18 protein-coding genes are annotated in these 21,336 nt (G+C 39.3%); 13 read left to right on the top strand and 5 right to left on the bottom strand.

The window, feature by feature from the left end; genetic code table 11:
* Positions 1-20: 20 nt before the first annotated feature.
* From prmB to AW165_RS09660, 3 genes are all read left to right on the top strand, one after another.
* Positions 21-1,028, top strand: a complete 1,008-nt coding sequence (gene prmB / locus AW165_RS09670) for a 50S ribosomal protein L3 N(5)-glutamine methyltransferase (protein WP_002113580.1) — start codon at positions 21-23, stop codon at positions 1,026-1,028.
* A gap of 12 nt (positions 1,029-1,040) precedes the next feature.
* Positions 1,041-2,132 carry a chorismate synthase gene (gene aroC, locus AW165_RS09665; protein ID WP_002113712.1) on the top strand — a complete coding sequence of 364 codons (1,092 nt, stop codon included), beginning with the start codon at positions 1,041-1,043 and terminating at the stop codon, positions 2,130-2,132.
* Positions 2,133-2,462: 330 nt separating this feature from the next.
* Positions 2,463-3,209 carry a hypothetical protein gene (locus AW165_RS09660; RefSeq protein WP_060465691.1) on the top strand — a complete coding sequence of 249 codons (747 nt, stop codon included), beginning with the start codon at positions 2,463-2,465 and terminating at the stop codon, positions 3,207-3,209.
* Between the two features lie 270 nt (positions 3,210-3,479).
* Here AW165_RS09660 and AW165_RS09655 read toward each other — a convergent pair whose 3' ends face one another.
* Positions 3,480-4,709, bottom strand: coding sequence for a GGDEF domain-containing protein (locus AW165_RS09655; protein WP_060465690.1), 1,230 nt, complete (start codon positions 4,707-4,709; stop codon positions 3,480-3,482).
* A gap of 320 nt (positions 4,710-5,029) precedes the next feature.
* On the opposite strand from AW165_RS09655, the gene AW165_RS09650 reads away from it, so the two are divergent.
* On the top strand, positions 5,030-5,782 hold the full coding sequence (locus tag AW165_RS09650; protein ID WP_002113940.1) for a TenA family transcriptional regulator: 753 nt from the start codon (positions 5,030-5,032) through the stop codon (positions 5,780-5,782).
* A 48-nt stretch (positions 5,783-5,830) separates the two neighbouring features.
* On the opposite strand, the gene AW165_RS09645 is transcribed toward AW165_RS09650, so the two are convergent.
* Both AW165_RS09645 and lipA read right to left on the bottom strand, forming a co-directional pair.
* Positions 5,831-6,970: a hypothetical protein gene (locus AW165_RS09645; RefSeq protein WP_017481196.1), complete on the bottom strand. Its 1,140-nt coding sequence runs from the start codon at positions 6,968-6,970 to the stop codon at positions 5,831-5,833.
* 156 nt (positions 6,971-7,126) lie between these two features.
* Positions 7,127-8,113, bottom strand: a complete 987-nt coding sequence (gene lipA, locus AW165_RS09640) for a lipoyl synthase (protein ID WP_032057480.1) — start codon at positions 8,111-8,113, stop codon at positions 7,127-7,129.
* Positions 8,114-8,475: 362 nt separating this feature from the next.
* Here lipA and AW165_RS09635 point away from each other — a divergent pair, with 362 nt between their 5' ends.
* Genes AW165_RS09635 through AW165_RS09610 form a run of 6 tightly spaced genes read left to right on the top strand, consistent with a single transcriptional unit; the run spans position 8,476 to position 15,325 of the window.
* Complete coding sequence (locus tag AW165_RS09635) at positions 8,476-9,438, top strand: thiamine pyrophosphate-dependent dehydrogenase E1 component subunit alpha (protein ID WP_060465689.1); 963 nt, start codon at positions 8,476-8,478, stop codon at positions 9,436-9,438.
* Between the two features lie 13 nt (positions 9,439-9,451).
* Complete coding sequence (locus tag AW165_RS09630) at positions 9,452-10,471, top strand: alpha-ketoacid dehydrogenase subunit beta (RefSeq protein ID WP_049836581.1); 1,020 nt, start codon at positions 9,452-9,454, stop codon at positions 10,469-10,471.
* Position 10,472: 1 nt separating this feature from the next.
* Positions 10,473-12,011, top strand: a complete 1,539-nt coding sequence (locus AW165_RS09625; protein ID WP_060465688.1) for a 2-oxo acid dehydrogenase subunit E2 — start codon at positions 10,473-10,475, stop codon at positions 12,009-12,011.
* Between the two features lie 10 nt (positions 12,012-12,021).
* Positions 12,022-13,425 (top strand): dihydrolipoyl dehydrogenase, encoded by a 1,404-nt coding sequence (gene lpdA, locus AW165_RS09620; RefSeq protein WP_060465687.1) that lies wholly within the window; start codon positions 12,022-12,024, stop codon positions 13,423-13,425.
* Positions 13,426-13,451: 26 nt separating this feature from the next.
* The gene (locus AW165_RS09615; protein WP_060465686.1) at positions 13,452-14,237 is read left to right on the top strand and encodes an acetoin reductase; all 786 of its coding nucleotides are present in this window, start codon (positions 13,452-13,454) and stop codon (positions 14,235-14,237) included.
* 29 nt (positions 14,238-14,266) lie between these two features.
* Entirely contained in the window at positions 14,267-15,325 is a 1,059-nt protein-coding gene (locus AW165_RS09610) for a 2,3-butanediol dehydrogenase (protein ID WP_000642313.1), read from the top strand.
* A gap of 47 nt (positions 15,326-15,372) precedes the next feature.
* On the opposite strand, the gene AW165_RS09605 is transcribed toward AW165_RS09610, so the two are convergent.
* Both AW165_RS09605 and AW165_RS09600 read right to left on the bottom strand, forming a co-directional pair.
* Positions 15,373-16,284: a bestrophin family protein gene (locus AW165_RS09605; RefSeq protein ID WP_060465685.1), complete on the bottom strand. Its 912-nt coding sequence runs from the start codon at positions 16,282-16,284 to the stop codon at positions 15,373-15,375.
* A gap of 69 nt (positions 16,285-16,353) precedes the next feature.
* Positions 16,354-17,625: a sigma-54 interaction domain-containing protein gene (locus tag AW165_RS09600; protein ID WP_060465684.1), complete on the bottom strand. Its 1,272-nt coding sequence runs from the start codon at positions 17,623-17,625 to the stop codon at positions 16,354-16,356.
* A 191-nt stretch (positions 17,626-17,816) separates the two neighbouring features.
* On the opposite strand from AW165_RS09600, the gene AW165_RS09595 reads away from it, so the two are divergent.
* The 3 genes from AW165_RS09595 (at position 17,817) to AW165_RS09585 (ending at position 21,236) form a co-directional block, all read left to right on the top strand.
* Positions 17,817-18,512 (top strand): MBL fold metallo-hydrolase, encoded by a 696-nt coding sequence (locus tag AW165_RS09595; protein ID WP_032062287.1) that lies wholly within the window; start codon positions 17,817-17,819, stop codon positions 18,510-18,512.
* A gap of 9 nt (positions 18,513-18,521) precedes the next feature.
* On the top strand, positions 18,522-20,177 hold the full coding sequence (locus AW165_RS09590) for a TIGR01244 family sulfur transferase (RefSeq protein ID WP_060465683.1): 1,656 nt from the start codon (positions 18,522-18,524) through the stop codon (positions 20,175-20,177).
* 267 nt (positions 20,178-20,444) lie between these two features.
* The gene (locus AW165_RS09585) at positions 20,445-21,236 is read left to right on the top strand and encodes a sulfite exporter TauE/SafE family protein (RefSeq protein WP_017399570.1); all 792 of its coding nucleotides are present in this window, start codon (positions 20,445-20,447) and stop codon (positions 21,234-21,236) included.
* Positions 21,237-21,336 lie beyond the last annotated feature (100 nt).

Below are 21,336 nucleotides of genomic sequence, written 5' to 3'. Positions count from 1 at the left end.
TTGCCTTTGGAGACGCCTAAGTGGAGCGACCGACGATTAGCCCTGAACATTTACAGGAAGCTGCTGAAAATTTATCTACAATTCGAGATTTTATTCGCTTTGGGGTATCAGCATTACGTCAACATGATGCACATTTAGGACAAGGTACTGAAGATTATTTTGCAGAAAGTTCTGCATTAGTTTTACAAACCTTATCTCTTGAATGGTCAGCAGACTCAGAGATTTTAGATGCTAAGCTTTTACCAAGTGAAAAAGCAGAATTCTTAAGTTTGTTAGAGCGTCGTATTAACGACCGTATTCCGACATCTTATTTATTAAATTTAGCTTACTTCTTTAATAAGCCATTTTATGTCGATGAGCGTGTACTTATTCCTCGTTCACCAATTGCAGAGTTAATTGAGCAACGTTTTGCACCATATTGCTTAGATGAAAATGGTCAAATGCGTGAAGCACTTAACAACCTGCCAGAAAATGCAAAACCTAAAACTCCACAGCGTATTTTAGATATGTGTACAGGTTCTGGTTGTATTGCTGTAGCTTTGGCTTATGCTTACCCAGATGCGGAAGTGGATGCAACGGACATCTCTAAAGAAGCCTTAGAGGTAGCATCGATTAATGTTGAACACCACAATAAGCAATATCAAGTTGCGTTACTTGAATCAGACCTATTTGCCAAGATTCCAGCTGAAAACCAGTACGATTTAATTGTAAGTAATCCTCCGTACGTTGATGCCGAAGATATGGCTGACTTACCAGAAGAGTTTTTACACGAACCTGAGCTTGCATTGGCAGCAGGCCAAGACGGTTTAGATCTCGTGCGTAAAATGCTTGCTCAAGCGGCAGATTATTTAACTGAAGATGGTTTAATTGTCATTGAAGTGGGTAACTCTGAATGGGCTATGCGTCAAAACTTCAATACTATTGATTTCAACTGGCTTACTTTCCAAAAAGGTGGTTCTGGCATTTTTGCTTTAACTGCAGAACAATGTCGTCGTTATAGAAAACTATTTGAACAGCAACAAGCATAAGGAGTTGTACATATGGCAGGGAACAGTATTGGACAACTCTTTCGTGTAACGACATGTGGCGAGTCTCATGGCGTTGGCTTAATGGCAATTGTTGATGGCGTGCCACCTGGTCTTGAGTTAACCGAAGAAGATCTACAAAAAGATCTGGATCGCCGTAAGCCGGGTACATCAAAATTTGCGACTCAGCGCAAAGAACCTGATCAGGTTGAAATTATTTCTGGTGTGTTTGAGGGTAAAACTACTGGTACACCAATTGGTTTACTCATTCGTAATACTGACCAAAAATCGAAAGATTATGGAAATATTGCGCAAACCTTTAGACCGGGTCATGCGGACTACACCTATACACAAAAGTATGGTTTCCGTGACTACCGTGGTGGCGGTCGTTCGAGTGCACGTGAAACTGCTATGCGTGTTGCAGCGGGTGCTATTGCTAAAAAATATTTAGCAGAAAAATTTGGTGTCTTGATTCGTGGTCATGTCACTCAAATTGGTAATGAAGTTGCTGAAAAACTGGATTGGAATGAAGTTCCAAATAATCCATTTTTCTGTGGTGATGTAGATGCTGTTCCTCGTTTTGAAGCATTGGTTACGTCTTTGCGTGAACAAGGTACAAGCTGCGGGGCTAAGCTAGAAATTTTAGCTGAAAAAGTTCCTGTAGGCTGGGGTGAACCTGTTTTTGACCGTCTAGATGCTGACATTGCTCATGCCATGATGAGCATTAATGCGGTTAAAGGTGTTGAAATCGGGGATGGTTTCGCAGTTGCTGGGCAGTTTGGTCATGAAACACGTGATGAGTTGACGAGTAATGGCTTCTTAGCGAACCATGCAGGCGGTATTTTAGGCGGTATTTCGAGTGGTCAAACCATTCGAGTCGCTATTGCATTAAAGCCTACTGCAAGTATTACAACGCCAGGTAAAACGATTAATTTAAGCCGTGAAGATACTGATGTGTTAACTAAAGGTCGTCATGACCCATGTGTAGGTGTACGAGCAACTCCAATTGCAGAAGCAATGTTGGCTATTGTCCTAATGGATCACTTCCTACGCCATCGTGCACAAAATGCAGATGTTGTTCCACCGTTTGCACCAATTGAACCATAGTCATAATTTTGACTATAGTAAATTAAGCCCCCATATTTAACTTAAACTTGGGGGCTTTAATTTTTTATCATATTCGGCTCTATTAAATTTTAAATTATTTCCTTGTCTTATAATCTCTATATAAATATAATACCCGCGATTTATTTCTGAATATATTTATCTGCTTAAGTAAAAAATTAAAATCTTATTAATTTTTATACTTGCACAAGATATTTATATCTTAAAACTAATTTTATTAAAATTAGTTTTATATAAGTTTATTACATATTTAAATTTTATTACTTTAAACAAATAATTTTCAAAGTCATCATTGAAATTGGGGAAATATCAATGAATCAATGTACATATAGAATTGGCTGTATGTCAAAGGATAAACTATTGCCTAAAAACTTAGAGGCAATGATAAAAGTTATTCATGACTTATCTTTATCGTCTCAGCTATCTGAAAACTGGATATATAGTGATGATAATCCAGATATATATATTATTGATTTAGATAGTGGCTATACAAATATTCTTATTCCTAAAAAAATTAAAATTGTATTAAGTAATAATCCTGAGCTTTTAAAAGGTTATCAATATGGATTAAAGAGGCCCTTAAGGTATCAGGAGCTTTTAAAAATTTTATTAGAAATTGAAAATAATGAATATTTTAAAAAATCTTATCGAGAACGAATAGAAAATATAACTGCTACAGATCCGTTTGAGACAAAAATTCTATACAAACTTGTTTGTTATCCAAACTTTAAAAATATTCATGCAGAGCAGATTGTTAATGTCACTAGAGTTTGTGCTTTATTATCTATTGAATCAAAGACAGTCCAAGAAATTAAAAAATTCTTGAACTTATCTGTAGATGAAATACAAAAAATTATAGAGATTATTAAAAAAGAGGCTTATCCTAACTATGAAACGATACATGAAAATATTGTTTCAATACTGCCATTTTCAAGTGAGACTATTCCTGTCGTACCACAAAGAATACAGCAAAGTTTATTGCTTAATTTTATCAATAAACTCTGGAATAAGTTAAAAGTAAAAAGTTTAATGAACTGGCGTATTTTTAAACTAGAGTAGTTAAATACTCATTTTAAAGATAAATATTTGAAATATTTTACACGTATAAATAATATAAATTTACCATATGGTTTATATAAATTATTTCTAGTAAGATATTTTAAGACTAAATTGAAGAAATGTAGGATATGTACTAGATTTAAATTACATGTTAGCTTTTCCAACGGATGGGAAAAGCTAATTGATTATTTCTAGTCATTTTAATTTAAAGAGGGAAGCTATAAAAGATCATAATTATTCAAAAGTCATTTTGAATAACGGTCTGACTTTCTAAGTCAGATCTACAATTTGTTCTTCGTTTACAGCAATCTTATATTGATTACGTCCATTGGTTTTTGCTTTATATAATGCATGGTCAGCTCGTGCAACAAAAGCAGAAATAGAATCGTTTAGACGTGGAATTGTAGTTGCGACTCCTACACTAATAGTGACATGTGGTGAAACATCACTACATGGATGTTTAATTGCAATTCTATTAATCGCATTCATTAAACGTTCGACTTGTATCAAAGCTTGCTGAGAATTTGTCATTGGGAATAGTAGTAAAAATTCTTCACCACCATAACGAGCAACTAAATCTCCACTACGAGCAGCGATAGAAGAAATAGCGATGGCGATTTCTTTTAAACATTCATCACCTTTGAGATGTCCTAGCGTGTCATTGTATGCTTTAAAATAATCGATATCGACCATCATAATGGTGAGTGGGGTTTCATGTCGTAATGCACGGCGCCATTCATTATCCAATGTTTCATCTAGATAGCGTCGATTGGCTAAACCAGTAAGTGCATCTTGCTGGGAAAGCAAAGATAATTGCTGTGCTTGCTGCATGAGCTCAATGCGATTCAGCTCGATCATGCAGTTTTGTAAGTAGTTTTCTCGATGTTGGCGGTCAGTTGCATAGGCAAGGGTCATTCCCAAGAAACTACTGAAGGTATAAGTTCGGTTTAAGAACGTCCAGTCGATCACACCATTTAAGTAATTGCTTGCTAAAATTCCAACCAGTCCTCCCATCCATCCAGCAAATATAGCCGTATAGAAGCGCATACCAACAGCGCCATAAATAATAACGATTGCATACATCATCGCAGCATGAAAAAGAACATTATCTTGTCCATTCTCAATAACGTTAATTAAAATAAAAGTAATTGCTACCGCTAAAGCCGAGCCAATTCCTACATAATAATCAAAATACTGATTTAATTTTTTAATAAATGATAAAATCCAAGCGATAAGAACAATTACACCTACCCAAGAATAATAGCTAAACCAGGATAAAACTTGCTCACTTGGTAAAACTTGATATATACCAAAGCTTAAAAATATATATAATATTAAAATAATAGGCGCTCTATAGCGGAACTCATAGGCAGCGCCATTTTGGTATTGAAAACGATAAATCGTTTCAAGCTGCTTTGGAAACCATACGAAGTTTAGTCCTCGTGTGGTTAATAAATCTATTTGTTCCTGTCCCAATATATTGGAACCCTGCAACTTCATAATTAATGCTCTCTATATTGGAAGTTGTCATAAAATGAGACTTATTTTAAGTAAAGTTCCATCTAAAAATATTGATTATATAATGTGTGGTTTATTCAAAATAATAATACAGATTTTTTAAAAAAGTAATGATTTTTATCTATGTTAAATGTGATAAAAATCACGACATTTCAATGATTAGCCTAATAATTATCTAAAGTTTTCCAATCCATCGAAAAAAGTTACAAATGGTCGATTAACGATTGTATCTTTATCATTTTCGGATAGACTTATAGCGTGAAATACAGATGATTGCTGTCATATAAATAGGAAAATTAGCAATGACTGCTCTAAATCAATATGGAATGAATTTAGAAATTACGCCGCATAATGGATGGTCACAACGGTTCTGGGACGACCTGTTACCAGCTAAAGAACGGGTGAGTAAACATCCGTTTTTTACGGAAATGGCCAATGGGGGATTGAGCCTAGATAGTTTCCGTTATGCTCTACTTAATTTCTATCCATTAGTCGCCCATTTCCCGTCATATATGGCTGGAGCATTGGGGAAAGCGACTGGATTTTCTGAACCGGGAGTTACTGAAGCGCGAGATTGGTTAATTCAAAATATTAAGGTAGAAGAGCGACACTTAAAATGGTATCGCGATTGGGCTGGAGGTTTTGGCTTAACAGTTGAAGAACTTGATCATGTACGACCACCCGCTGCTATGAATGCTGTAAACCATTTTCTATGGAATATGAGTCATCGAGGCAATTTGGCAGAATGTCTGGCTGCAACAAATTTGGCGATTGAATGGGCAACTGGAGATTGGTCTATTCAGGTGTATAAAGGTATTCATACCTATACTAATCATCCTGAAGTCACGATTGATAAACGTTCTTTAGCTTGGTTGCGCGCTCATGCACATTACGATGATCTTCATCCATATGAAGCTATGGAGTTGATTAAACGCTTATGTAATGACCGTCCTGACTGGCAGCAAAAAGCATTTCATGCTGCTGAAGAAGGGCTGCGATATTATGAATTAGCTTTGGACGACTGCTATAGGGTACAGCTTCAAGCCTCTGCTTGATCTAGCCTTAAAAAGGGAGAATATCGTATGGATATTCTCCCTTTTATTTTATTCGAGCAACTTTAAGAGTTTAGTTCGATAAGGTGTTTCTTCGGGTAATAATTCAAGTAAACGTTCAACAGCATCTACACGGTCTGGTACACGACTGACTACTCGCAATAATTGATCAATATCTTCAATTTGATAAATCACATGACTCAAACGAGCGTCAAAACAATCTCTCCATGCGCATAAAAAAGGACTTTCTGATTTAGCTAAGAAACTTCCTCTATAGAGTGTAAGCGTAGTTGATGTAAAACCTAGGTTTAAGGCTTGTTCGGCCATTAAAAAATCACATTGAATTTCGCAGTTGAGTCTATATGGTCGTGACTCGATAACGTCGGGTATTAAGTTTCTGAGTTGAGAAAGTTCTGCTTTTAAAGTGGTGGTACTTACAGGCCGATCACCATATAAAGCATAGTGAAGTTCTTCAAGATTAATCCCTTCGGGACAAAGGGTTAGAATGCACAGAATCTCAATTTGACGTTGAGTCAATGTAAGGCTGTGTTGGTTATATTGAACTTTAGGAGTACCGAAGGCTTTAATATATAAGATATTTTTCTGATGAAGCTGAATTGCTTGTTTAACAATGTCAGCACAACGCTCTACTGCTAAAACTCCAAGTGAATTATGTTTTTGATATTTGGTCGATAAATTCATAATTCCATAAAACTGACCTGTATTTGCATCAGTTATTGGGGCAGCATAACAGACCCAGTCTCTGACACTATTCATTTGGTTTTCATGTGAGTAAACACAGCTTGCAGAATGTGTATTTAATGCTAAACCAATGGCATTTTGACCTACTGCCTGTGTAGACCATTGTCCACCTTCGACAAAGTGTACTTGCTCTGCCGATGAGCGCATAGGGTGACTACTCCATGTCCAAAGTAGAGTACCATGAGGATCAGTTACACCAATGGCCATATCGGCATCTTCGGCAATATGCATTAAGTTGCGATGGCACTCGTGAATCGAACGACCAAATAATGAATGTTCCCATTCCTCGCCCAGATCAAACAAAGGTGCTGCTTCAAGGTCAAGTGACGGCTTTTTTCCTAATTGTTTAGAATGAGATGAGGATTCCGGCCGAAATAAGGACGGACTAGTGTCTATTAAAGGCGATGATAATTGTTCTGACATATCCATATCGAAATTCCTTTATCATTGAAATGGCGTATCCGTAGCCGCTTAACAGTTATAACTTTTTTATTGTGACTATTTCCTAGTTATCTCCTTACCTTAAATAATTTTATAAGTCTTGACCATTATCCTATTGGATAAGTTTTGTTAATTGCCTAATCATTAAGATAAGACATCTTGTCGGCTGAAAGGCTTTGGCACTTCTTCTCCGAAATATTGTCGATCAGCAAAATAGCTAGAACGAACCATAGGTGCACTCCAAATATTTTTAAAACCTAATCGCTTGCCGTGTCGGGTATATCGTTCAAATTCTTGTAAATTTACAAACCGATGAATAGGCGCATGTGATTTTGAAGGCTGAAGATATTGACCAATCGTGACAAGATCTACTTGATAGTCTTTTAAATCGTTGAGTAGGGCAAGCACTTCGGCCTCAATTTCTCCTAATCCAACCATCAGGCCAGACTTGGTTTTGATATCGGGACAATATGCTTTAAAACGTTTAAGTAACTCTAGTGAATGTTGATAATCTGAACCGGGGCGCATCGCTTTATATAAACGAGGAACCGTCTCAATATTATGATTAAACACATCTGGAGGAGATAAGCTCAAAGTTGAAAGCGCTGTCTCTAAACGACCGCGAAAATCTGGTACTAAAATCTCAATCAATGTTTCTGGACAACGTTTCCTAATTTCTTCAATACACTTTACAAAATGTGCAGCACCGCCATCATGTAGATCGTCGCGGTCTACAGAGGTAATCACGACATACTTTAAGTTTAGATTTGCGACTGTTTCTGCCAGATGCTTAGGTTCATCTTCATCTAGCGGTTTTGGACGACCATGAGCGACATCACAAAATGGGCAGCGACGAGTGCAGATATCGCCCATAATCATAAATGTTGCCGTACCTCCACCAAAACATTCTGGTAAATTTGGACACGCCGCTTCTTCGCAAACACTGTGTAACTTCTGTTGGCGCAGTAAATTTTTTATGCGTTTAATTTCTTCAAAATCGGTTATTTTGGCTCTAATCCAATCCGGTTTAGTGGGTAACTCTTCTGTAGGTAAAATTTTAATCGGAATGCGAGCAACTTTATCCGCTCCTCTTAATTTAATACCAGTTTCTATTTGCCTTTTTAAGTCCATATATAAAATTCCATTTTATATTAAATGATTTTCAACTAGACTCTATATAATAAAAATCCTTATAATTTAAATAGAGAATATGGATTTTATTAATGAGCGTAGTACACAGCTAATATTATAAATTAATAAAGGTTGGTTAAAGGTTTGTTTCACAAGTCAATGAAATGTATTAAAATTTTTTAATTTTATTTTTGCTACGCAAGTTCTTGAATAATAAAAAATAATAACCATAAAAACCATTTAAAACTTTTTAGTCTAATAGCATATTAAATTAAATTGAGCTTTATTATTTATAGCGAAATATATAACTCTCGCTGAAACTTGGTTGATTTTTAATAATCAAGATAATAAAGGAAAAGGATATGCAATTAACGGAAGAGCAATTACTCGCAGCATATAAACGCATGCGCGATATTCGTGAATTTGAGGATCGACTTCACGAAGAAAATACCAATGGTGATATTCCTGGCTTTATTCACTTATACAGTGGTGAAGAAGCTGTAGCAGTCGGGATTTGCGAAAATTTAACCGACAAAGACTATATCACTTCAACACACCGTGGACATGGACACTGTATTGCAAAAGGCTGTGACATTCACGCTATGATGCTGGAAATCTTCGGTAAAGATGACGGACTATGCCGTGGAAAAGGCGGTTCTATGCATATTGCCGATTTAGATAAAGGTATGCTCGGTGCCAACGGGATTGTGGGTGGCGGGCCTCCTTTAGCAATTGGTGCAGCGTTGACAGCAAAAACCTTAAAGACTGGTGGCATCGGACTGTCTTTTACAGGTGACGGTGGCTCAAACCAAGGCCTTACTTTTGAAGCGATGAACATGGCTGTTGTACTTAAACTTCCAGTAATTTTCGTTTTTGAAAATAACGGCTTTGGTGAAGGAACAGGGCATGATTACGCAGTAGGAAGCAAGGACATTGCTGGTCGTGCAGCAGGTTTTGGTTTACCTGCAGTTAAAGTTGATGGGACCGATTTCTTTGCCGTCTATGAAGCTGCTCAAACTGCCATTGAACGTGCACGTCGTGGTGAAGGTCCGAGTGTTATTGAAACCATTACGAACCGCTTTTATGGCCACTTCGAAGGTGACCCTGGCTTGATTCGTTCTAAGGAAGAAGTCGAGTTTATTAAAGAGAACAAAGATCCTTTGAAAATTTTCCGCGAAAAAGTCAAAGGCAAAATTGATGAAGCCAAACTAGACGAGATTGATGCATCTTCTAAGGCGAATGTTGATGACGCCGTTGCTAAAGCTCGTGCTGCGGCATATCCACAACCAGAACAACTCCTTACCGACGTCTATGTCTCTTACTAAAGGAATAGTAAAGATGCCAAATAAAAGTTTTCGTAATGCAATTAAAGAAGCCATTGAATCAGAAATGCGCCGCGACCCAACGGTTTTTGTAGTTGGTGAAGATGTTCGCGGTGGGCATGGTGGTAAAAATACCGAAGATAACGCGCTTGAAGGTTTCGGTGGTGTATTAGGCGTAACCAAAGGCTTATGGACTGAATTTGGTTCAGAGCGTGTTATTGATACGCCAATTACCGAATCAGCAATTATCGGTATGGCTGCCGGTGCTGCTGCAACAGGTTTACGTCCTGTTGCTGATTTAATGTTTATGGATTTCTATGGCGTGTGTCATGACATGCTCTATAACCAAGCCGCTAAATTCCGTTATATGTTCGGTGGAAAAGCAAAAGCGCCCATGGTTGTACGTGGCATGATTGGCGCAGGTTTCTCTGCGGCAGCTCAGCACTCGCAGTCACCATATAACGTATTCGCTGCGGTTCCGGGCTTAAAAGTTGTGGTTCCGTCTAGCCCATACGACGTGAAAGGGCTATTAATTCAGGCTATTCGAGATGACGACCCTGTGGTGTTCTGTGAGCATAAAATGCTTTATGACATTAAAGGCGAAGTTCCAGATGATGCCTATACCATTCCTTTTGGTGTAGCAAATTACACCCGTGAAGGCACAGATGTGACCATTATTGCTTTAGGCCTGATGGTACATCGCGCTAATGAAGTAGCAGACAAACTAGCAAAAGATGGTATTTCGGTTGAAGTGGTAGACCCCCGTACAATTTCACCTCTTGATGAAGAAGGAATTTTAGAGTCTGTTGCGTCGACTGGGCGTGTGGTTATTGTGGATGAATCAGCAGCACGCTGTGGTTTTGGTCATGATGTTGCTGCACTGGTCGCACAAAAAGGTTTCCACTATTTGAAGGCACCTGTTGAACTCGTAACGCCACCACATACGCCTGTTCCATTCTCTCCAGTTTTAGAAAAAGAATGGATTCCAAGTGTAGAGCGTATTGAGCAAGCTGTGCGAAAAACATTGGAGGCTTAGGATGAGCGAAATTAAAACGCTGGAGATCCCGAAATGGGGATTATCCATGGAAGAAGGCACGATTGCCCAATGGTTGATTAAAGAAGGCGATAGCTTTAATAAAGGCGATGAAATTTGTGAAATTGAAACCACAAAAATCGTCAATGTATTAGAAGCGCCTTTTGCAGGAATGCTCCGTAAAATTTTGGCGAAAGACGGTGATACTTTACCCGTCGGTGGTCTTATTGCAGTATGTGCTGATAGTGAAGTTTCTGATGCAGAAATTGAAAAGTTTATCGCATCACTAGGTGGTTCAGCAGCTCAAGCCCCCGAAGCACCTTCGGAGCAAAGTAAAGCGGAAACATCTGCACCTGTTGTTGAAAAAGCAGAACAACCACAGACTGCAGCAGCTAGCGCTCCAGCTCCTGTAAAGGTAGCTAAAGGTGACTATGCTGTACCCGAGTCATTACAAGGCTATCAAACATCTGATGAATTGTTTACAACACCGCATGCCTTAAAGCTTGCAGAAAAGCACAATGTGAACTTAGCAAAAGTCACAGGTTCTGGTCGTGAAGGACGTATTAGTGTTCAAGACATCCAGAAAGCTGTACAAGCTGCTGGTGGTCAATGGCCTGATGTTAAGCAGCAAACTCAGGCTAAAGTGGTTAAATCTACTGCTGATGATAGCCGAGTTTCAGCGACACCTGTAGCACGCCGTTTAGCAAAACAATGGGGCATTAACCTAAATGACTGCCGTGTTTCAGGTACTCGTGGCCGTGTCTGTAAAGAAGATGTTGAAGGGGTTTATTACCGTAATAATCCAACCTCGGTAAATGAACAATCTGCTCAATGTGCTGTTGCTCAACCACAATCGACGGTTACGACTGTGGCGATGAATGGGATGCGTAAAGCGATTGCTTCACGGTTACAGGCTGCAAAACGTAATGCACCACATTTTCGCTTAGTGGTCGATCTAAACGTAGAAGCTTTGCAAAATTTACGTAAACAGATTAATGAGACTGTTCCACAAGTGAAACTTTCTATTAATGACATGCTAATTAAGGCAGCGGCAGCGGCGCTGATTAAAGTACCTGAGGTGAATGTTCAATTTGATGAGGCGACTCAATCAATTTTACAGTTCTCTCAAGCGGATATTTCGGTGGCTGTAGCGATTCCAAACGGTTTAATTACACCGATTGTAAAAGCAGCAAATCAGAAGTCTTTAGTACAGATTTCCGATGATATGCGTGATTTGGCAACCCGTGCTAAGACTGGCAAGTTACAACCTGATGAGTTTCAGGGCGGTAGCTTTAGCATTTCAAATTTAGGAATGTTAGGCATTAAACAGTTCGATGCCATTATTAACCCACCGCAAGGTGCAATTATGGCATTAGGCGCTTCTGAATCACGTGCTGTTGTTGAAAATGGCAATGTAGTGGTTCGTGAGATTGTTACAGCGACGTTGTCATGCGATCACCGAGTCATTGATGGTGCAGTTGGGGCGAAATTCTTGGCCAGCTTTAAGCAGTTTGTTGAAAACCCTGCTTTAATTTTGGTGTAGGAGAACCCGCATGTCAGAAACTCAATTTGATTTAATTGTGATTGGCGCGGGACCGGGTGGATATGTGGCTGCAATTCGTGCAGCCCAGCTCGGGTTAAAAACCGCAATTGTAGAAGAGCAACATTTAGGCGGAATTTGTCTAAATTGGGGCTGTATTCCAACTAAAGCTTTGCTTGCAGGGGCAGAGCTTGCAACTCAGTTTAAACATGCAGGACAGTTTGGTTTTCAGGTATCCCAACTCGATTTTGATATACAAAAGCTTGTGCAGCATAGCCGACAAGTGTCAGCTCAGTTAGTACAAGGCATCGATTACTTACTGAAAAAGAATCAGGTGACTGTGTTTAATGGTCGTGCTCAACTTACGGCTAAAGAAAAAATTGAAGTGACTGATGCTCAAGGGAACAGTCAAGCTTTAAGTGCACCGCATATTATTTTGGCAACCGGAGCTAAAGCTCGACATGTTCCTCAGCTTCCTGTCGATGGAACATATGTCTGGAGCTATAAAGAAGCGCTTGTACCAGAGCAATTACCAAAAAGTTTACTCGTTGTGGGCTCGGGTGCGATTGGTAGTGAGTTTGCTAGTCTTTATCAAGACTTGGGGTGTCAGGTCACGCTTATTGATTTAGCCAAGCAGATTTTACCAACCGAAGATGCAGAAGTTGCTCAATTTGTCAGAAAACAATTTGAACAAAAAGGAATGAAAGTCTTAACTGATGCCGTTGTTCAAAGTATTCAAATTGAAAATGGGCAAGTTCACTGTGTGATTGAAACAGCAAATGACGTTCAAACGCTAGTTTTTGACCGTGTGCTTTCGGCAATTGGTGTACAGCCGAATACCACGGGTCTAGGTTTGGAACATTTAGGTGTAGAACTGAATCCACAAGGTTTTGTGGCAATTGATGAGTATTGTAAAACCAATGTAGCAGGGCTTTATGCCATTGGGGATGTTGCTGGAGCACCGTGTCTTGCCCATAAAGCAAGCCATGAAGCCATGATATGTGTCGAGAAAATTGCTGGTGTAGCAAACGTCCATTCACTCGATCGTAGCCAGATACCCGGTTGTATTTTTACGCATCCACAAGTGGCGAGTATTGGTTTAACGGAAAATGCAGCAAAAGCTCAGAATCTACCTATACGAATTGGCAAGTTTTCTTTAACTGCAAACGGCAAAGCTTTGGCAATTGGAGATGCATCAGGTTTCGTTAAAACAGTGATACATGCAGAGACGGGTGAATTACTTGGTGCACATATGGTAGGCCATGAAGTGACCGAACATATCCAAGGCTTTGCAATTGCTAAATATCTAGAAGCAACTGATGAAAGTTTAGCTCAAGTGATTTTTCCACATCCAACATTATCAGAAGCCATGCATGAGTCCATTTTGGCCTCAATGCAACGAGCGATTCATATGTAGAAATTCTACATTTACAGGAGTTGAACATGGTTAAGGGATTAAAAAATAAAGTCGTTTTAGTGACTGGGGCAGCTCAAGGCATTGGCCGTGGGATTGCCCTGCGCTTGGCGCAAGAAGGGGCACACATCGCATTAGTTGATATGAAACAAGATCGACTGAATGATGTGCAGCAAGAAATTCAGGCTTTAGGCGTAAATGCGAGTACATTTATTGCCGACGTAAGTGACCGCGAGCAAGTGTATGCCGCTATAAATCATGCTGAGAAGACCCTTGGTGGGTTTGATGTCATAATTAATAATGCTGGAATTGCACAAGTTCAAGCGATTGCGGATATCACACCGGATGAATTTCAAAAAATTGTTGATATTAATATTGGTGGCGTGCTGTGGGGCATTCAGGCTGCAGCTGCAAAATTTAAACAACGCGAACATAAAGGTAAAATCATTAATGCTTGCTCAATTGCAGGCCACGATGGGTTTGCTTTACTTGGTATTTACTCGGCAACCAAATTTGCGGTACGAGCACTTACCCAAGCTGCGGCAAAAGAATATGCCAGTCACGGTATTACCGTAAATGGATATTGCCCTGGAATTGTCGGAACGGACATGTGGGTTGAAATCGATAAGCGTTTTGCTGAAATTACCGGTGCAGCAATTGGTGAAACTTATAAAAAATATGTGGAAGGCATTGCCTTAGGTAGAGCCCAAACGCCTGATGATGTAGCCGCATTAGTTGCTTTTCTGGCAAGTGAAGATTCAGACTATATTACAGGTCAATCCATTTTAACGGACGGTGGAATAGTCTATCGCTAAAACAACATCCTGATTTGAGGGAGATAATAATGAAAGCAGCGCGTTTTTATGACAGAGGTGATATTCGTATTGAAGATATTCCTGAACCAGAAGTCACTCCCGGCACTGTAGGCATTAAGGTAGCTTGGTGTGGAATCTGTGGTACAGATTTGCACGAATTTATGGAAGGGCCAATTTTTATTCCACCGTGTGGACATCCGCATCCTATTTCAGGTGAATCTGCGCCGATTACCATGGGACATGAATTTTCAGGTGTGGTTTATGCCGTAGGTGAAGGTGTTGATGATATTGAAATTGGCCAGCATGTAGTCGTAGAGCCTTATATTGTGGCCGATGATGTACCGACTGGACCGGGTGATAATTATCATCTTTCCAAAAATATGAACTTTATTGGTTTAGGTGGTCGTGGTGGTGGTTTATCGGAAAAAATTGCGGTTAAACGCCGTTGGGTGCACCCAATTTCCAATAAAATTCCACTCGATCAGGCAGCCTTAATTGAACCGTTATCGGTAGGTCACCATGCTTTCGTACGTAGTGGTGCAAAGGCTGGTGATATTGCACTGGTTGGCGGTGCGGGGCCAATTGGTTTATTGCTTTCGGCAATTTTAAAAGCGAAAGGTCTTAAAGTCATCATTACCGAACTAAGTGCAAAACGTAAAGAAAAAGCCAAAGAGTCGGGTGTTGCAGATTATATTTTAGACCCGTCAGAAGTTGATGTTGTTTCTGAGGTCATGAAAATCACTAATGGTGATGGTGTCGATGTCGCGTTTGAATGTAGTAGCGTTAACAAGGTATTAGATACTTTGGTTGCGGCAGTGAAACCAACAGGCGTTATTGTTATTGTTTCGATTTGGAGTCACCCAGCATCAATTAATGTGCACAGTGTGGTAATGAAAGAGCTTGATGTACGAGGCACAATTGCCTATGTAAATGACCATCAAGAAACCATTAAATTGGTCGAAGAAGGTAAAATAAATCTGGAACCTTTTATTACGCAGCGTATTCAACTTGATGATTTGATTTCACAAGGCTTTGAAACTTTAATTCATAATAATGAGTCAGCCGTTAAGATTATTGTACATCCATAAACAGACACTTAAACCTATAAAAAAGAGCGATGATTCGCTCTTTTTTATTAAAGTAAATTGTTGTTTTGAGCTTCAATAATAGGGGGTAATGGCTGCCCTAATGAACTTAGAGACTCACGTTCAATCAAACGTACAATTGAATCTAGCGGTAAATCATTTTCTTGCAAACCAAAAGGTTCTTCAATTTGAGCACTTAAAGCATCTAAACCTAAAAACATATAAGCAATTAAACCCACAATAAGCGGTGTCCAAATGCCTAAAGCTGCTTCAAGGCTAAACGGTAATATGAAACAGAAACAATAAACGGCACGATGTAAAAGTACTGAATATGAGTAGGGTAAAGGTGTCCCAGCAATACGGTCACAACCTGCTTGAATATTGCCTAGCTCAACAATATGGCGCGTCAATGTGCTGTAGATAATGTCGCTAATTTCGCCGTCTTTTAAAGCTTTGACTAAATCTTTTTGAATATTTTCGAGTACAAACTGTGGTGCATTAATATGCTCATTTAAATAATTAAGTGAAGAGTTATTTAAATAGGCATGCTCAAGAAATTTTGTGGGTTCGACTGTTTGTTGACGTAAACGATCACGCAATAAATTACTAAAAATTAAGACCTGATGAATTAAATGTTCACGTTGTTCATTAGATAGAACATGGCTGTCTCTAACAATATGTCTGGCATTGGCAATTAAAGCACCCCAAAGTTTGCGGCCTTCCCACCAACGGTCATAACACGCGTTATTTCTAAAACCTGTACAAATCGAAAGAATCACACCAAAGATAGTAAATCCGATCGCGGGTACGGTAGGGATTTGAATCCAATCATAATAAGAGAGCCAAACTACACATGCTGAAATAAGTACAACAAAACCCAGTGCTGGCAAGACCTTCGGTAAAATTGTTCCTTTCCAAGCAAATAAAAGTTTAAATACATTGCTTTTATCACGAACAATCATATAAAGCCTTTGAACTAATGAACCTAACCAAGTGCAATATGATACGCCTTAGACGAGCTAAATACCTAGCTAAAGCTTATGCTTTTGTCTGTATCGCCAAAGAGTAGTGCGGCTAATTCCAAAAATATTCGCGACCATATTCAAATTATGGTTATATTTTTCTAAAGCAGCTTGTACATTTTCAGGGGTAAGCTCTGTATTTGTTTCAGGTAATTTAACGTAATCCTCTGCATTTAATAGCTCATTTGGTAAGTCCTCAACTTCAATTTCGTCCTTACCATTTGCCATAGTTAAGGCATAAAGCAAAGTGTTTTTAAGCTCACGAACATTTCCCGGCCAGTCATAGTTCAGCAGAACTTGCATAGCTTTTTGATTGACATGACGAGGCATGGTGTCGAGTTGAGTTGAGCTTTCTTTTAAAATCTGATCGACAATAAGAGGAATATCGACTTTTCGTTCTCTGAGCGGTGGTATAAAAATTGGAATGACACGCAAACGGTAGAGTAAATCATGACGGAAACGGCCAGCCTTAGCTTCTTCACGTAAAGCTTTATGTGTTGCGGTAATAATTCGGACATTGGCTTGAATCGGTTTTTCACCACCTACAGGAGTAAATTCACCTGTTTCTAAGACCCGTAATAATTTAGCTTGAAGTTCTAAAGGAATCTCGGCAATTTCATCCAGAAACAGTGTTCCGCCTGCGGCACGTTCAAACACACCTTTATGGTCGCGAATTGCTCCCGTAAAAGCACCTTTCACATGCCCAAAGAGTTCACTTTCTAAAATATTAGCATTAAGAGCGGCACAGTTAATCGCCACAAAAATTTTATTTTTACGTTGGCTATAATCATGAATTGCTTTTGCCACAAGCTCTTTACCACTACCAGATTCACCGCGAACAAGCACTGGAAACTCAGTAATTGCCACTCTTTGAATGATTGAAAACATACGGGCCATTTCTGGTGAACAACTATTGAAAACTTTAGCCAAGTCTTGTAATTGTTCTGTGAGCTCTAGTTGATCAGCGATATCATTCTCTATGCTAATGGGCTGTAGAATATGCAATTTCCCGATAATGCGATGCTCGGCAATATAAATATCATGTTCTTGATAGATAAATCGCTTTCTCATTTTAGGAGTATTGATTTCGAGATATTGATTGTGATGGTCTTGAGTAAGCGCTGCCATACTCTCAACAGAAATGTCATCTGTATTAAATTTATAGTGAATTGCTTGAGTCGTTGTGTCAGCGAGAAACAGACTCGCATTTGGGAATAAAGCTTTTAATTGCTCAAATAAAGTAAAAAAATCTTGTTCTGACTCAAAATTTAACTTTGCCATTTCATGTGTTTCACAATCGTTTCATTGAAACATACTTGAGTTTCATAGGAACATCAAGCTGAGTTTGTTTTCTAGCTTAAAATTTACTTATTATTATAAATATTTGATTTTTATATTTATTATTTAATTTTAAATAATTGGCATCTTATTTGCAAAATATAGGAAAGAAATAAATTATTAGGGTATAAATCATGTTCTTTAAGCAGTTTTTTGAAAAAGAAAGTTCGACTTATACATATATGCTTGGATGTGAAGAAACACGAGAGGCTGTTTTAATTGATCCAGTCGCATCAGATATTGAGATTTATGCAAAAGAATTAGAGCAGCATCAATTTACGCTCATCTATACCTTAGATACCCATGTCCATGCAGACCATATTACTGCTGCGAATTTGCTTCGTGAACGTTTTCATTGCAAATCAGTTTTACATCGAAACTCAGATGTGAGTTGCGGAGATATTTTAATTACAGATGGTTGCATGCTTAAAGTCGGCAATCTCAGTATTGAAGCACGTTATACACCAGGTCATACCAATGCTTGTACGAGTTATTTGGTTGAAAACATGGTTTTCACGGGTGATGCATTATTAATTGACGGCTGCGGTCGAACCGATTTCCAGCAAGGTAATGCGGGCACACTTTATGACAGTATTCATAAACAACTTTTTAGCCTGCCTGACGAGACTATTGTATATCCGGGACACGATTATAAAGGTCGTTTGTCTTCAACGATCGGTTATGAACGCTTAAATAACTCACGTCTAGGTCAGAATCGCTCGCGTGAAGATTTTATTGAATTAATGAATAACTTAAATCTGCCATATCCAAAACAAATCGATAAAGCGCTACCAGCCAATCAGGCTTGTGGTTCAACCTCACAATCATAAGGTGGCAATATGGAACTTAAACGAGTTAATCAAGATTTTTATGTTGCTGGCCAGATTACTGCCGACGATATTGTAAAAATTGCAGACCAAGGAATAAAAACTCTGATATGTAACCGTCCAGATGGAGAAGGTGCAGATCAACCTAATGTGATTGAAATTGAAGAAGCAGCTCAGCGGCATAGCCTAAACGTAATCTATCAGCCTGTGACCAGTGGTAAAATTACCGATCAACAAGTTACCGAGTTTAAGCAGCTTTATCAGAATGCTCAGAAGCCCGTTTTAGCGTATTGCCGTTCTGGTATGCGTGCAATCAGTTTATGGGCTTTGGCTGAAGTTGCTCCACAAGATGCAGCACTGTTAGTAGAAGCAGGTAACAAACTTGGTTTTAACTTAAAAGGCTTAGTGCCACGTATTTTAAAACGTGATCATGAACCAGCCACAATTCCTTGCTATAGCGTTGTGATTGTGGGCGCTGGCGCAGCAGGAATTTCTGTAGCATCGAGCTTACTGTCTCGTGAACCTCATTTAGATATTGTCATTATTGATCCGGCAGACACCCATTACTATCAACCGGGTTGGACTATGGTCGGTGGTGGTATCTTTAAACCTCAAGTAACCGCACGCTCAATGGCAAGTGTGATTCCTTCAAAAGTGAAATGGATGAAAGCTGCTGTTGCTGGATTCGATCCTGAGCATAATCAGGTCATTTTGGAAGGATGCCAACCGATTCAATATAAAGCTTTGGTCGTCTGTCCCGGTTTAAAACTAAATTGGCATGGAATTGAAGGTTTAGTTGAAACCTTAGGAAAAAATGGGGTGACGTCTAACTATCGTTATGATTTAGCACCGTATACATGGGAACTGGTACAACAACTAAATGGTGGAAAGGCAATTTTTACCCAGCCGCCTATGCCGATTAAATGTGCCGGTGCTCCTCAAAAAGCGATGTACCTTTCAGCCGACTACTGGTTAAAGCAAGGCAAACTTAAAGATATCTCTATCCATTTTTATAACACTGGTGCTGTTTTATTTGGTGTGAAGGAATATGTACCTGCACTAATGCAATATGTCGAAAAATATGGCTCTGAACTTCATTTTAACCATCAACTTGTCAAAGTAGATGGGCCTGCAAAAAAAGCATGGTTTAAGGTAGTGAACAATGAAAATGCAGCATTGGTCGAGACTGATTTCGATATGTTGCATGTTGTTCCACCGCAACAAGCCCCAGACTTTATTCGTGCCAGCACACTCACTGATGAAGCAGGCTGGGTGAGCGTGAATCCTCAAACCCTACAACATACACAGCATGCCAATATTTTTGCTTTAGGCGATGTGATGAATGCACCTAATGCCAAAACTGCTGCTGCGGCACGAGCACAAGCTCCGATCGTTGCAGTAAATGTTCTCGCACAACTGAACGGTGAGCAAAATTTATGTGAATACAACGGCTATGGCTCATGTCCACTTACTGTAGAACGTGGAAAAATCGTTCTGGCTGAGTTCGGTTACGGCGGCAAATTACTCCCAAGCTTTCCGAAATGGGTGATTGATGGGCAAAAGCCATCTCGTTTGGCATGGTTACTTAAAGAGCAGATTTTACCACCGATTTATTGGCAAGGCATGCTTAAAGGCCGCGAGTGGATGGTCAAACCTGAGCGAGGATAAGTAAAGCAACGCTTTACCCGAGCGCAAGGCGAAAGCTGTGCTTGAGCGGAAGAGGATAAACAAAGCAACGCTTTACCCGAGCGCAAGGCGAAAGCTGTGCTTGAGCGGAAGAGGATAAACAAAGCAACGCTTTACCCTGAGAAGAGGATAAGTAAAGCAACGCTTTGTCCTGAGAAGCGACTAAAGCTTCGCAAGAAAACGAGATCTACTTCCTCATTAACCAGCAGTCTACTGCAAATGATGTATATGCAATTTTAGGCTTTTGATATGTTATTACTTGTCGTTGAAGGCATCGTGATTGGCTTTTTACTTGGTCTTACTGGTGCAGGTGGGGGTATTCTTGCTGTACCCGCGCTCATGACCAGTCAAGGCTGGAGTGTGGCGCAAGCTGCACCGATTGGGTTGTTGGCGGTTGCGCTATCTACTCTCATAGGAACCATTGAAGGCTTATTTAAAAAGATTGTGCGTTATCGCGCTGCAATCTGGATTGCCCTAATTGGTGCTCCTATGGCACATATCGGCATTTTAATAGCCAACGCGATTTCACCTATTTGGCTCATGTTAATGTTTAGCTTGGTCATGTTTACAGTGGGCTATCGACTTATTAGTAACCGAGTATCAGACTTTCATAACCCGCCGTGTCAGGTTAACCCAAGTACGGGACGCTTTATCTGGAATTTTAAAACGGGAAGCGTTCTTGCCAGCATCGGAATTATTGCTGGGCTTTTAACAGGCATGCTAGGGGTTGGTGGCGGCTTTGTAATTGTACCAGCGCTTAGAAAAGTCACAAATTTGGATATGCATAGCATTGTTGCAACGTCACTTATGATTATTTTTCTCATTAGTGGAATGAGTATTGTGATGCATATTGCAGAGGGTTTTCACTATCCAGTAGGCATTACTAGTGCGTTTGCGCTCGCATGTGCAGTTGGTATGTTATTAGGGCGCAGAGCTATTCGTTTTATTCCGTCTGCAATTGTGCAAAAAGTCTTTGCTTTAATGGTTTTTGCTGTCGCAATTTATATGGTTATTAAGATTGTTAATCTAACAAATATCTGAGCGATATAGTATTTTAACCATCTCTATAATTAGCAATTTTCCAAAGATGAGATATTAAAATTATCTTGGGAAAATTGTTTTAAACGATATAAATTTTTGA

The organism is Acinetobacter sp. LMB-5 (assembly GCF_001541635.1).
Classification (GTDB): domain Bacteria; phylum Pseudomonadota; class Gammaproteobacteria; order Pseudomonadales; family Moraxellaceae; genus Acinetobacter; species Acinetobacter pittii.
The sequence above is the reverse complement of the archived record's forward strand: the minus strand, read 5'-3'. Positions and strand labels throughout refer to the sequence as shown.

Coding starts and splice junctions, on each gene's coding strand:
- aroC (WP_002113712.1), top strand. CDS start 1,041: ATGGCAGGGAACAGTATTGGACAACTCTTTCGTGTAACGACATGTGGC.
- AW165_RS09660 (WP_060465691.1), top strand. CDS start 2,463: ATGAATCAATGTACATATAGAATTGGCTGTATGTCAAAGGATAAACTA.
- AW165_RS09655 (WP_060465690.1), bottom strand. CDS start 4,709: ATGAAGTTGCAGGGTTCCAATATATTGGGACAGGAACAAATAGATTTA.
- AW165_RS09650 (WP_002113940.1), top strand. CDS start 5,030: ATGACTGCTCTAAATCAATATGGAATGAATTTAGAAATTACGCCGCAT.
- AW165_RS09645 (WP_017481196.1), bottom strand. CDS start 6,970: ATGGATATGTCAGAACAATTATCATCGCCTTTAATAGACACTAGTCCG.
- lipA (WP_032057480.1), bottom strand. CDS start 8,113: ATGGACTTAAAAAGGCAAATAGAAACTGGTATTAAATTAAGAGGAGCG.
- AW165_RS09635 (WP_060465689.1), top strand. CDS start 8,476: ATGCAATTAACGGAAGAGCAATTACTCGCAGCATATAAACGCATGCGC.
- AW165_RS09630 (WP_049836581.1), top strand. CDS start 9,452: ATGCCAAATAAAAGTTTTCGTAATGCAATTAAAGAAGCCATTGAATCA.
- AW165_RS09625 (WP_060465688.1), top strand. CDS start 10,473: ATGAGCGAAATTAAAACGCTGGAGATCCCGAAATGGGGATTATCCATG.
- lpdA (WP_060465687.1), top strand. CDS start 12,022: ATGTCAGAAACTCAATTTGATTTAATTGTGATTGGCGCGGGACCGGGT.
- AW165_RS09615 (WP_060465686.1), top strand. CDS start 13,452: ATGGTTAAGGGATTAAAAAATAAAGTCGTTTTAGTGACTGGGGCAGCT.
- AW165_RS09610 (WP_000642313.1), top strand. CDS start 14,267: ATGAAAGCAGCGCGTTTTTATGACAGAGGTGATATTCGTATTGAAGAT.
- AW165_RS09605 (WP_060465685.1), bottom strand. CDS start 16,284: ATGATTGTTCGTGATAAAAGCAATGTATTTAAACTTTTATTTGCTTGG.
- AW165_RS09600 (WP_060465684.1), bottom strand. CDS start 17,625: ATGGCAAAGTTAAATTTTGAGTCAGAACAAGATTTTTTTACTTTATTT.
- AW165_RS09595 (WP_032062287.1), top strand. CDS start 17,817: ATGTTCTTTAAGCAGTTTTTTGAAAAAGAAAGTTCGACTTATACATAT.
- AW165_RS09590 (WP_060465683.1), top strand. CDS start 18,522: ATGGAACTTAAACGAGTTAATCAAGATTTTTATGTTGCTGGCCAGATT.
- AW165_RS09585 (WP_017399570.1), top strand. CDS start 20,445: ATGTTATTACTTGTCGTTGAAGGCATCGTGATTGGCTTTTTACTTGGT.